Raw genomic sequence first — 11,873 nt, forward strand, 5'->3', positions numbered from 1 at the left:
TCCCTAGCCGGCCATAATCGTCTACACGGGCTCACCCTGGGCCGGACCGCGTCCTCTGAGCGTCGACCCTCAGGCCCTAGATCGCCCCAAAGGACGCGCTCCGGCTTGCATGAGGCCGACGGCGCGGCCTTTTTTTATGGCCGGCGCGCGCGCCGGAACAGCAGCAGACCGGACCGATGCCCAAACGCACCGACATTTCCACCATCTTGATCATCGGCGCGGGCCCGATCGTCATCGGCCAGGCGTGCGAGTTCGATTATTCCGGCACACAGGCTTGCAAGGCGCTGAAGGACGAGGGCTACCGCGTCGTCCTGGTCAATTCCAATCCGGCGACGATCATGACCGACCCGGATCTGGCCCACGCGACCTACATCGAGCCGATCACGCCGGAGATCGTGGCGCGCATCATCGAGAAGGAGCGCTACGTCGCGCCGGGCGGCTTCGCGCTGCTACCGACCATGGGCGGCCAGACGGCGCTCAACTGCGCGCTGTCGCTGAAGCGCATGGGCACGCTCGAGCGCTTCGACGTCGAGATGATCGGTGCCACGGCCCACGCCATCGACAAGGCGGAGGACCGGGAGTTGTTCCGCGAGGCGATGACGCGGATCGGCCTGGAGACGCCGCGCTCGCACCATGTGAAGACGCTCGCCTCCGCCCTCGAGGCGCTCGACGACATCGGCCTGCCGGCGATCATCCGGCCCTCGTTCACGCTCGGCGGCACCGGCGGCGGCATCGCCTACAACAAGGCCGAGTTCATCGACATCATCGAGCGCGGCTTCGACGCCTCCCCCACCAACGAGGTGCTGGTCGAGGAGAGCGTGCTCGGCTGGAAGGAGTACGAGATGGAGGTGGTCCGCGACAAGGCGGACAACTGCATCATCATCTGCTCCATCGAGAACATCGACCCGATGGGCGTGCACACGGGCGATTCGATCACCGTCGCCCCGGCGCTGACGCTGACCGACAAAGAATACCAGATCATGCGCGACGCCTCGCTCGCCGTGCTGCGCGAGATCGGGGTGGAGACGGGCGGCTCCAACGTGCAATTCGCCATCGACCCGGCCGACGGCCGCATGGTCGTCATCGAGATGAACCCGCGCGTATCGCGCTCGTCGGCGCTCGCCTCGAAGGCGACCGGCTTTCCGATCGCCAAGGTCGCGGCCAAGCTCGCCGTGGGCTACACCCTCGACGAGATCGACAACGACATCACCGGCGGCGCGACACCGGCCGCCTTCGAGCCGACCATCGATTACGTCGTCACCAAGGTGCCGCGCTTCGCCTTCGAGAAGTTTCCCGGCGCCGAGCCGATCCTGACCACCGCCATGAAGTCGGTCGGCGAGGCCATGGCCATCGGCCGCACCTTCCAGGAGAGCCTCCAGAAGGCCCTGCGCTCGCTGGAGACGGGGCTCACCGGGCTCAACGAGATCGACATTCCGGGGCTCGGCCTCGGCGACGACAAGAATGCGGTCCGTGCGGCGCTCGGCATGCCGACGCCTGACCGCCTGCTCAAGGTGGCCCAGGCCCTGCGGCTCGGGGTCGAGCCCGCCCTGATTCACGAATCCTGCAAGATCGACCCGTGGTTCATCGCCCAATTGCAGGGCATCGTGGAAACGGAGGCCAAGGTGCGCCGGCTTGGCCTGCCGGCCACGGCAGGCGCCTTCCGCAAGCTCAAGGCCATGGGCTTCTCCGACGCCCGCCTCGGCGTGCTGGCGGGCCTCGCCGAAACCGAGGTGACGGCGCGCCGGCGGGCGCTCGAGGTGCGGCCGGTCTACAAGCGGATCGATACCTGCGCGGCCGAGTTCGCCTCGCCCACCGCCTACATGTACTCGACCTACGAGGCGCCCTTCGCCGGTCGGCCCGTCAGCGAAGCCCAGCCGAGCGGGGCCCGCAAGGTCGCCATCCTCGGCGGTGGCCCCAACCGCATCGGCCAGGGCATCGAGTTCGACTATTGCTGCTGCCATGCCGCCTTCGCGCTGGAGGAGGCCGGCTTCGAGACCATCATGGTCAACTGCAACCCCGAGACGGTGTCGACGGACTACGACACCTCCGACAGGCTCTATTTCGAGCCGCTCACCGTCGAGGACGTGGTCGAGATCCTCGACGTGGAGCGCAGCAGGGGCACGCTGGTGGGGGTCATCGTGCAGTTCGGCGGCCAGACGCCGCTCAAGCTCGCCCATGCCTTGGAGGAGGCGGGCATTCCGATCCTCGGCACCTCGCCCGACATGATCGACCTCGCCGAGGACCGGGACCGCTTCAAGCGGCTGCTCGACAAGCTCGGCCTGAAGCAGCCCAACAACGGCATCGCCTATTCGGTGGAGCAGAGCCGCCTCGTCGCGACCGACCTCGGCATGCCGCTCGTGGTGCGCCCCTCCTACGTGCTCGGCGGCCGCGCCATGGCCATCCTGCGCGACGAGGGGCAGCTCAACGACTACCTGTTCGACACCCTCCCAGCCCTGGTGTCGCCCGAGATCAAGGCGCGCTATCCCAACGACAAGACCGGCCAGATCAATACGCTGCTGGGCAAGAACGCCCTGCTGTTCGACCGCTACCTGTCGGACGCGGTCGAGGTGGATGTCGACGCGCTCGCCGACGGCGACGACGTCTTCATCTGCGGCATCATGGAGCACATCGAGGAAGCCGGCATCCACTCCGGCGACAGCGCCTGCTCGCTGCCTCCCCGCTCGCTCAGCCCCGAGACCATCGCCGAGCTCGAGCGTCAGACCGGCCTGCTGGCCAAGGCGCTGCAGGTCGGCGGGCTGATGAACGTCCAATACGCCATCAAGGACGGCACCATCTACCTGCTGGAGGTCAACCCGCGCGCCTCGCGCACGGTGCCCTTCGTGGCCAAGGTCATCGGCGTGCCCATCGCCAAGATCGCCGCCCGGGTGATGGCCGGCGAGAAGCTGGCGAGCTTCGGCCTGGAGCGGCGGCAACTGAACCACATCGGCGTCAAGGAATCGGTGTTCCCCTTCGCCCGCTTCCCCGGGGTGGACATCTTGCTCGGCCCGGAAATGCGCTCGACCGGCGAGGTCATGGGGCTCGACTTCGGCTTTGGCGTCGCTTTCGCCAAGAGCCAGCTCGGCGGCGGCACCAAGGTGCCGGTCTCGGGCACCGTGTTCGTCTCGGTGCGCGACCAGGACAAGCCACGCATCCTGCCGACGATCAAGCTGCTCGTCGAGCTCGGCTTCGACGTGACCGCCACGTCCGGCACGCAGCGCTTCCTGGAGAGCCACGGGGTGCCGTCCGCGCGTATCAACAAGGTTCTCGAAGGGCGCCCGCACGTCGTCGACGCCATCAAGAACGGCCGCATCCAGCTGGTCTTCAACACGACCGAAGGGGCGCAGGCCCTACACGACTCACGGTCGCTGCGCCGGGCGGCCCTCTTGCATAAGGTACCCTATTACACCACTCTGGCAGGCGCGATGGCTTCGGCGGAGGGCATCAAGGCCTACCGCAGCGGCGAATTGGAGGTCTGTGCGCTCCAGGAGTATTTCCTGGAGCAGGAGACGCCGCGGGACAACGCCGCGGTCGGCGGCGCGTGACCGCGCAGCAGAGCATGGCCGCGTGACGGCCGCTCCGCTGCCCTCCAGTCAACCGTCCATCGCAAGAACGGACGATGCGGTCGGCTAAGCCACGCATCGGCGTTCGATCCAGCAGGCAGCCGCTCAGGCTGTCCTCGGCTGCTGGCAACCGGGGCAGGCCAAAGCCGCCGCGGTCGTTTTCTGTTGCCCGGTGGCTTGCGAGCAGCTCGGGCATTGTGTCGAAGTGGGAACACGAATGGACAAGGTTCCGATCACGACGGCGGGCGCCGTTGCGCTCAACGAAGAGCTGAAGCACCGCCAGCAGGTGGAGCGCCCGCGCATTATCAATGCCATCGCCGAGGCACGCGCGTTGGGCGACCTCTCCGAGAACGCCGAATACCACGCGGCGAAAGAGGCCCAGAGCCTCAACGAGGGCCGCGTGCTCGAGCTGGAGGGGCTCATCTCCCGCGCCGAGATCATCGACGTCAGCAAGCTGAACGGGACCAACGTGATGTTCGGCGCCACGGTGACGCTGATCGACGAGGAGACCGAGGAGGAGAAGGTCTACCAGATCGTCGGCGAGCCAGAGGCCGACGTCCGTTCCGGACGCGTATCGATCACCTCGCCCATCGCGCGGGCACTGATCGGCAAGAAGGTCGGCGACAGCGTCGAGGTCATCGCGCCGGGCGGCGGTAAATCCTATGAGGTCGTCGACATCGCCTTCAAGTAGCGCCGGCGGCGCCGTGCCGGTGGGGAGAACCGAGATGACCCTTGCTCGGCGGCGTTCGTTCGCGGCGTTCCTGGCGACGGTCGTGATGTGTGTGCTGAGCCTGGTGCCGGCGCGCGCCGCGCCGACGGCGGCCGGCGGCTATTCCCACGTTTCCATCGACGTCAGCGTGCTCGAGGCGCAGGGCCTCGGCCCCATGGCGCGCTTCGTCGGGGCGCAGCTCCACGCCCAAATGCGCCGGCAGTTCGCCGGACGGCTCGGTGTACGCGGCGCACCCGCCATCCTGGTGCGGCTGACCGGGCTGTCGCTGCCATCCTATGTAGGCGGCTCCGGCCTGGGCTTCGGCGGTCGCCGGGGCGGCGGCGTCGGCAGCGACTTCCTGGAAGGGGACACGCTGGTCATCGCGCGTAGCGGCGCCGTCATCTACAGCCAGCACATCCTCACCAACCTGCCGTCGAGCTCGGGCGGTGCCTGGTACGATCCGGATGTCGATGCGAAGCGCATCGCTGCCATATGCGGCGCCTACGCCGGCTGGAGCTACCGCTACGTCACCGGTCGATAGCCCAAGCGCGCCGGCCCTCGCGGGGGCCACGGGCAAACCGTCGGCCTGGGTGCTGAGCGACGGCAAAGCCGGCGACGAACTCCAGTGCCTCGCCGTGGTGCGGGAACTGGGCCTCGAGCCCGTCATCCGCCGGGTGGCGCCGCGGCCGCCCTGGGTCTGGGCCATGCCGCACGGGCCGATCGACCCGCGCGAGCGACCATCAGCCGCCGGCAGCCCGATCGAGCCCCCCTTCCCCGATCTGCTGGTGGCGTCGGGACGGCGAACGGTGCCCTACGTGCGCGCCGTGAGGAAGCTCTCCGGCGGCCATACCTTCACGGTCATCCTCAAGGACCCGCGCACGGGAGCCGGCACCGCCGATCTGATCTGGGTGCCCGAGCACGACAGGCTGCACGGTGCCAATGTCATCCGGACCCTGACCAGTCCGCACGGATTGAGCCCGGCCATCCAGGCCGCGGCGCGCGCCGCCGCCCGTCGCGCGCTGCTCGACCTGCCGGCTCCGCGTGCCGCCGTGCTCGTCGGCGGCGACAGCCGCCATCACCGCTTCACGTCAGGCGACCGCGCCCGCCTCGTCGGCCAGCTCGATCGGCTCGCGGACTGCGGGGTCGGATTGATGGGCACGACGTCGCGGCGCACGCCGGCCGAGCTGCGCGACGCGTTGGCCGGCCTGTTCGAGCGGCGGGGCGGCTTTCTGTGGGACGGCCAGGACAGCAACCCCTACGCCGAGTTGATGGGGCTGGCCGACGTGGTGGTCGTCACCGCTGATTCGACCAACATGGTCGGCGAGGCGGCCGCGACCGGCCGGCCGGTGCTGGTGTTCAGCCCCAGCGGCGGCCATCGCAAGATCGATGCGTTGCTGTCGGGGCTCAGGGCACGGGGAATTGTGCACGATTTTGCCGGAAGACTTGCAGGCAGTGCATACCCACCCCTAAATTCGACACCTGTCATCGCCGCTGCGATCGGGCAGGCCCTCGCGGCCCGCCGCCAAGCCGAAGCGACCTGACAGGCGGCGGAGTCCACCGGTCTCATCCTTGGCCGAACGGGGAACCCGCTTTGCTTCCTTTCGGCGATCCCGGATCGGCATGGTGCGGAACCGGTTCGCCCGCTGCGCGGCGAGACAATGGCTCATACGCATACCAAGCTCCTCATCATCGGGTCGGGCCCGGCCGGCTACACCGCCGCCATCTATGCGGCCCGCGCGATGCTCGAACCCGTGCTCGTCTCCGGCTACCAGTCCGGAGGACAGCTGATGATCACGACCGACGTGGAGAACTATCCCGGCTTCGCCGATCCGATCCAGGGCCCGTGGCTCATGGAGCAGATGCGGGCCCAGGCCGAGCACGTGGGCGCCCGGCTCGTCTCCGACCACATCGTGCAGGTCGACCTCGCCGTCTACCCGTTTCGGGCCACGGCGGACAGCGGCGACACCTTCAGCTGCGATGCCCTGGTGATCGCCACCGGCGCCCAGGCGCAGTGGCTCGGCCTGCCGTCGGAGGCGGCGTTCCAGGGCTTCGGCGTTTCCGCCTGCGCCACCTGCGACGGCTTCTTCTTCCGCGGCCGGAACGTCGTGGTGGTCGGCGGCGGCAACACCGCCGTGGAAGAGGCGCTATATCTGGCGAACCTTGCGGCCAAGGTCACGCTGGTCCACCGCCGCGGCACGCTGCGTGCCGAGCGCATCCTGCAGGAGCGGCTGTTCAAGCACCCGAAGATCGAGGTGGTATGGGACCACGCGATCGACGAGATCTGCGGCGGACGGGAGCCGCCGACGGTGACGCACGTGCGCCTCAAGAGCACGCAGACCGGCGCGATCACCGAACTCCCGACCGATGGCGTGTTCATCGCGATCGGCCACAAGCCGGCGAGCGAACTCTTCGCCGGCAAGCTCGACATGAAGCCGGCCGGCTACATCTGGACGGCGCCCGACTCGACGGCGACCAACGTCCCCGGCGTCTTCGCCGCGGGCGACGTCACCGACGACGTGTTCCGGCAGGCGGTCACGGCCGCCGGCATGGGCTGCATGGCCGCCCTCGAGGCTGAGCGCTGGCTGGTTGCCCAGGAGCTCGACCGGGCAGCGGCCGAGTGATGCGCCGGGCCGGACCATGCACTGCCGATTGACGACAATTACGAGCCGGCCCTGAACGGAAGGGGCCGCCGTTGGAGGGGGGCTGACACGCCGTGGATTGGGACAAGATCAGGATCTTCTATACGGTCGCGGAGGCCGGCAGCTTCACCCGGGCCGGCGACGAGCTCGGCCTCAGCCAATCGGCGGTGAGCCGGCAGGTCAGCGCGCTGGAACGGGAGCTCAAGGCGCCCCTGTTTCATCGGCACGCCCGCGGCCTGATCCTCACCGAGCAGGGCGAGTTGCTGTTCCGTACGGCGCGCGAGATGACCATGCGGCTCGACGCGACGCGCGCCCGGCTGACCGATTCGCGCGAGCGGCCGTCGGGCGAACTGAAGGTCACGACGACGCTCGGCCTCGGCTCCAATTGGTTGACGCCGCGACTGGGCGAGTTTCTCGACCTCTATCCCGACGTGCGCATCGAGCTCATCCTCACCGACGAGGAGCTCGATCTGTCCATGCGCCAGGCGGATATCGCGCTGCGCCTGCGCCAGCCTGTGCAGGCCGACCTGATCCAGCGCCGGCTGTTCACCGTCCACTTCCACATCTATGCCTCCCAGGACTACCTGAAGCGCCATGGCCAGCCGGAGACGATCGAGGACATCGATCGGCACCGGATCCTGTCGTACGGCGGCACCGTGCCGCCCTACCTGCTGACGGCGCACTGGCTGGCGTCGGCCGGGCGCGATCCCAAGGACCCGCGTACCTATCACATGGTGGTGAACAACATCTCCGCCCTACGGCGCGCCGTGGACGCCGGCATCGGCATCGCCGTCCTGCCCGACTACCTGATCGAGCCGACTTCGGGCCTGGTGCAGATATTGCCCGGCAACGAGATGCCATCGCTCGATTCCTACCTGGTCTATCCAGAGGAAATGAAGTCGGTCGCGCGCGTGCAGGTCTTCCGAGATTTCCTGATCGGCAAGGCGCAACGATGGGCCTATTGACCCTCCGGTTGTGGGCCCCGGCACAAAAACATGCGGAAGCTGCATGGCTGGCATGCCCTCTGCTGCGTTGCGCAACGCTCGGCGCAGAGCAAAGATGATTGCGGTTGGACCAAGGCTCCGCACCGCCTCCCGGCGTTGAGCGTTGTTTCTGCCGTTCCCCTCTGGAAGTGTTCCGACCAGTGTCGGATCAACTATTCGGCCGGATTTCCGCAAGGAAATCCGGCCTTTTTTATTCCAGCCACATGCAGAACGTGATCAAGAACTTCACTGATCCAGCTTTCGCGGCTCCATCAGCCGGCGCGAGGGGCAACGGCGCCCGCACTTGGCACTTCCTTAAAAACAGCAATATATCAATTACTTATGCGAATTGGCGACGTTCGAGCGGGCCGCATGGCGGCCCTCGCGTGAGGGCCGGCAAAAGCTGTCCCATTGGCGGCCGCATGCCATATCTCAACCGAATCCCGCGCCGCCGAGCTTGACCGCCTATGCAACCAGGCAGGTTGTATCGCCCTTGGGGATGATCGGCCATGCGCGGAGCGGAGGAGCGGCAGGCGATTCGGTCGCGCGGATATCGGGCGGTCCCGCTCCCGTGGCCCATCGTGCCTCGCCAACGGCCGATGTGGCGGACACCAGCACAGCGGTGCCGAGCACGGCGGCAGGATTGCGGGCGTCACGACAGCGCGTCTCGGCGTCGCGGGGGTGACCGAGCAGCGGGATCCGCTTGAATCCAGCACCCCTCGGCCGGTCGGGCCCACGCCAGCCGCTGTGCGCCTGGGCGGAATCCCCCAGGTGCAAAGCGCTCCTGATTCAAAAAGACGATGAGGCGCGGCGGCGGACCGGGCTCAGGCGGGCGACGATGCCTCCTCGCGCAGGGCCCGGCGGAGCACCTTGCCGACGTTCGTCTTGGGCAGGGCCTCGCGGAATACGACGGTCTTCGGCACCTTGTAGGCGGCGAGCTGCTCGCGGGCGAAGGCCCGCAGCTCATCTTCCGTCAGGCTCTCGTCTCGCTTGACGACATAGGCGACGACGCGCTCGCCGCTGCCCTCGTCCGGCATGCCGACGACGGCCGCCTCCAGCACCTTCGCGTGGAGGGCCAGCACGTCTTCGACCTCATTGGGATAGACGTTGAAGCCGGACACCAGGATCATGTCCTTGGCGCGGTCGACGATCTTGAATTGCCCGTCCGGCAGCATGATGGCGATGTCACCGGTACGGAAGAAGCCGTCGTCGGTCATCACCTTTGCGGTCTCCTCCGGACGGTTCCAATAGCCGGGCATGACCTGCGGCCCCTTCACGCAGAGCTCGCCCGGCGTGCCCGGCGGCAGGTCGTGGCCCAGCGCGTCGCGGATGCGCACGTCGGTGGACGGCATCGGATAGCCGATGGTGCCGGAGAACTCGGCCAGGTTCGCCGGGTTGGTGGTGACCGTCGGCGAGGTCTCCGAGAGGCCGTAGCCCTCCAGGATCGGCTTGCCGGTGATCGCCTTCCATTTCTTGGCGACCGCCAGTTGCGTCGCCATCCCGCCGGAGACGGAAAACGCCAAATGCGAGAAGTCCAAGCTGCCGATGTCGGGATGGTGGGCCAGCGCATTGTAGAGCGTGTTGACCCCGGAGAAGCGCGTGAAGCGGGTGCCCTTCAGGGTCCTCACGAAGCCGTCGATGTCGCGCGGGTTGGCGATCAGCAGGGCGCAGCCGCCGCTCTTCAGCGTGTACATACAACAGGCGGTCAGGGCGAAGATGTGGTAGAGCGGCAGCGCCGTCACCATCACCGGCCGGTCCTCCGGCGGGTTGCCGGCGTTGAACCAGAGGTAGGACTGCTCGACGTTGGCCGCGACGTTGGCGTGGGTCAGCATGGCACCCTTGGAGACGCCGGTGGTTCCCCCGGTATACTGGAGGAAAGCGAGGTCCCCCTGCGCGACCGCGACCGGCCTCGGCGGGCTGCGCCGGCCGGCCGCCAGGGCCGATGCGAAGCTCACGGACTGCGCAATGCGATAGCTGGGCACCGCCTTCTTCACGTGCCGGGATACCGCGTTCACCACCAGCCCCTTCAGGCCCATGAGATCGCCGGGACTGGCAACGACGATGGCGTCGAGCTTGAGGCTCGGCAGCGCCTCTTGGACCGTGTGGGCGAAGTTCTCCAGCACGACCAGGATGCGCGCACCGGAATCGTTGAGCTGGTGGATGAGCTCGCGCGGCGTATAGAGCGGATTGACGTTCACAACCGTGTAGCCGCCGCACAGCGCCCCGAACATCGCCGCGGGAAAGGCGAGCACGTTGGGCATCATCAGCGCGACGCGGTCACCTTTGGCGAGGCCGCGCTGCTGGAGCCATGAGGTGAAGGCGTCGGCGGCATCGGCCACCTGCCGGTAGGTCAGCTGGGCGCCGAAGCTCTCGAAGGCCGGCCGCTCGGCGAATGCCTTGACGCTGCTCCGGAAGAGGTCGACCAGCGTCCCGACGGCCTCGACCTCGAATTCCGCCGGAACGCCGGGCAAGTAGTGATCGAGCCAAGGCCTCGCCCCGCCGTCCTGCTTGGCATCGGTCATCACGGTCATCGCGCCATCCTCCCGCCCGGCGACACACGCCCCTGCTTCGTGTCGTCGTATCCGGACTGACGGCGGAGTCTATCGTCGGTTGGTCGGAACGTCGACCTAACTTCAGGCTAAGCTCGCCGCCGCGTCAGCGGTTGCGAAAGAAGGCCGGCTCGAGCGAGATCGCGCCGACGCCGGCCGCAAGACTGATGCCGCGTTGTCCCTGAATGGAGAGCGGCTGGAGGCTGATGGTGCGGCTGTTGCCGCCGACCAGGACGTTGGCGCCGGCCCCCAGGCCCGCCGTCGCCTCGGCCGAGGCGCCGCCATAGCCTCCGGCCAGCGCCCCGCGCGGCAGCAGGCCCGTCGGCGCAAACACCGCCCAGACCAGCGTGCCGCCAGAGGTGATGCCGACGTCGAAGCCGAGCCGCGTGATCGTGCCCACATAGGCATCGCGCCGGCCCTGGCGCGACCTGAACACGCAGCTCAGCGACTTCTGCGAGCCGACGATCAGGCCCACACCGGGTGCGACGCTGCAGGTGAGCGTGCCCACCTTGGCGCTGTTGCGCGCCGCCGCGGGGCTGGCGGCCACCAGAAGGAGCGCCGCCGGCAGGCAGATGGTTCGGATGAGGCGGCCCAAGGGAAAGGACGAGATCATGGCAAAGCCCCCGTGCTGAGCGAGGCACCTGCCCCGCCCGAGTGCATGATGCCCGGGACCGGATCCCCGTCCCCGGCGAAGATCATGCTCGATACAGCAACTTAGGGCGGAGCGGCGGCACTTCGAGTGACATTCAAGAAGATCGCGCCAAGAAAGGATGCGCCGGGGCGGCTGCGCCATCGCCCCGGCCTCTGATCTGCCGCGACCGGCTGCGCCGGGCCGGCGAAGCGGAGCCCCTGTGCGGCGGGCTCAGCGGCGACGGGCGGGCGCCGGCGGCGGCGGCGTCATCGGCACATTCGGCACCGCGACCAGGGTGATGCCGGCGACGCCCGCCGCCAGGCTGAGGCCCACCTGACCCTGCACCGACAGTGGCTGGAGGCTGATGGTCTGGTTGGAGCCGCCCACCAGCACGTTGGCGCCAACCCCGGCGACCGCCGTCGCCTCGGCGCCCGCGCCGACGTAGGTGCCGGCCAGGGCGTCGTCGGCGATGCGGGACGGCGCGAACACCGCCCAGACCAGGCGCCCGGCGCCGGTGAAGCCGATGTCGATGCCGAGCCGCGTGATCGTGCCGTTGTAAACGTCGAGCTCACCCTGTGCCGAGGTGAACAGGCAGTCGAGCGCCTTCTGCGAACCGACCAGGACGCCGATTCCGGCGGCCACGTTGCAGGTAAGGGTGCCGACCTGGGTCTTCTGCTGCGCTTGAGCGGCGCCGGACAAGCCCACGACGACGGCGGCGACAGCGCCCGTGCCCAGCGCAAAACGACGAAAACCCATGGCTAACCTCCCCCTGAACCGCCAAAGCGCCGATGCGGCGGGCGGA

The 11,873-nt window shown here is 68.2% G+C and carries 9 protein-coding genes; 6 read left to right on the forward strand and 3 right to left on the reverse strand.

All coding sequences use genetic code 11. From position 1 onward, the window contains the following. Positions 1 to 176: 176 nt before the first annotated feature. The 6 genes from carB to IEW34_RS22600 all read left to right on the forward strand — a co-directional run bounded on the left by carB (position 177) and on the right by IEW34_RS22600 (position 7,873). A complete protein-coding gene (gene carB, locus IEW34_RS22575) occupies positions 177 to 3,542 on the forward strand; it encodes a carbamoyl-phosphate synthase large subunit (RefSeq protein WP_188611464.1) in 3,366 nt (1,121 codons plus the stop codon). 235 nt (positions 3,543 to 3,777) lie between these two features. Further along, a complete protein-coding gene (gene greA / locus IEW34_RS22580) occupies positions 3,778 to 4,251 on the forward strand; it encodes a transcription elongation factor GreA (protein WP_188611465.1) in 474 nt (157 codons plus the stop codon). Between the two features lie 34 nt (positions 4,252 to 4,285). Continuing rightward, entirely contained in the window at positions 4,286 to 4,810 is a 525-nt protein-coding gene (locus tag IEW34_RS22585) for a hypothetical protein (RefSeq protein WP_188611466.1), read from the forward strand. A 49-nt stretch (positions 4,811 to 4,859) separates the two neighbouring features. Then, positions 4,860 to 5,810, forward strand: a complete 951-nt coding sequence (locus IEW34_RS22590) for a mitochondrial fission ELM1 family protein (protein WP_244642143.1) — start codon at positions 4,860 to 4,862, stop codon at positions 5,808 to 5,810. Between the two features lie 117 nt (positions 5,811 to 5,927). Beyond that, positions 5,928 to 6,890, forward strand: a complete 963-nt coding sequence (gene trxB, locus IEW34_RS22595; protein WP_188611468.1) for a thioredoxin-disulfide reductase — start codon at positions 5,928 to 5,930, stop codon at positions 6,888 to 6,890. Between the two features lie 92 nt (positions 6,891 to 6,982). Beyond that, positions 6,983 to 7,873, forward strand: coding sequence for a LysR family transcriptional regulator (locus IEW34_RS22600; protein ID WP_188611469.1), 891 nt, complete (start codon positions 6,983 to 6,985; stop codon positions 7,871 to 7,873). A gap of 842 nt (positions 7,874 to 8,715) precedes the next feature. On the opposite strand, the gene IEW34_RS22605 is transcribed toward IEW34_RS22600, so the two are convergent. The 3 genes from IEW34_RS22605 to IEW34_RS22615 all read right to left on the reverse strand — a co-directional run bounded on the left by IEW34_RS22605 (position 8,716) and on the right by IEW34_RS22615 (position 11,827). Further along, positions 8,716 to 10,422 carry an AMP-binding protein gene (locus tag IEW34_RS22605; protein WP_188611470.1) on the reverse strand — a complete coding sequence of 569 codons (1,707 nt, stop codon included), beginning with the start codon at positions 10,420 to 10,422 and terminating at the stop codon, positions 8,716 to 8,718. A 124-nt stretch (positions 10,423 to 10,546) separates the two neighbouring features. Next, a complete protein-coding gene (locus IEW34_RS22610; protein WP_188611471.1) occupies positions 10,547 to 11,053 on the reverse strand; it encodes a DUF992 domain-containing protein in 507 nt (168 codons plus the stop codon). A 249-nt stretch (positions 11,054 to 11,302) separates the two neighbouring features. Further along, the gene (locus IEW34_RS22615) at positions 11,303 to 11,827 is read right to left on the reverse strand and encodes a DUF992 domain-containing protein (protein WP_188611472.1); all 525 of its coding nucleotides are present in this window, start codon (positions 11,825 to 11,827) and stop codon (positions 11,303 to 11,305) included. Positions 11,828 to 11,873: the final 46 nt, after the last annotated feature.

It is taken from the genome of Chelatococcus reniformis (genome assembly GCF_014640075.1).
GTDB lineage: Bacteria > Pseudomonadota > Alphaproteobacteria > Rhizobiales > Beijerinckiaceae > Camelimonas > Camelimonas reniformis.

What these genes read in the sequence shown, in the direction of transcription:
- greA (WP_188611465.1), top strand. Translation starts at nt 3,778, where the DNA reads ATGGACAAGGTTCCGATCACGACGGCGGGCGCCGTTGCGCTCAACGAA.
- IEW34_RS22585 (WP_188611466.1), top strand. Translation starts at nt 4,286, where the DNA reads ATGACCCTTGCTCGGCGGCGTTCGTTCGCGGCGTTCCTGGCGACGGTC.
- trxB (WP_188611468.1), top strand. Translation starts at nt 5,928, where the DNA reads ATGGCTCATACGCATACCAAGCTCCTCATCATCGGGTCGGGCCCGGCC.
- IEW34_RS22610 (WP_188611471.1), bottom strand. Translation starts at nt 11,053, where the DNA reads ATGATCTCGTCCTTTCCCTTGGGCCGCCTCATCCGAACCATCTGCCTG.
- carB (WP_188611464.1), top strand. Translation starts at nt 177, where the DNA reads ATGCCCAAACGCACCGACATTTCCACCATCTTGATCATCGGCGCGGGC.
- IEW34_RS22605 (WP_188611470.1), bottom strand. Translation starts at nt 10,422, where the DNA reads ATGACCGTGATGACCGATGCCAAGCAGGACGGCGGGGCGAGGCCTTGG.
- IEW34_RS22615 (WP_188611472.1), bottom strand. Translation starts at nt 11,827, where the DNA reads ATGGGTTTTCGTCGTTTTGCGCTGGGCACGGGCGCTGTCGCCGCCGTC.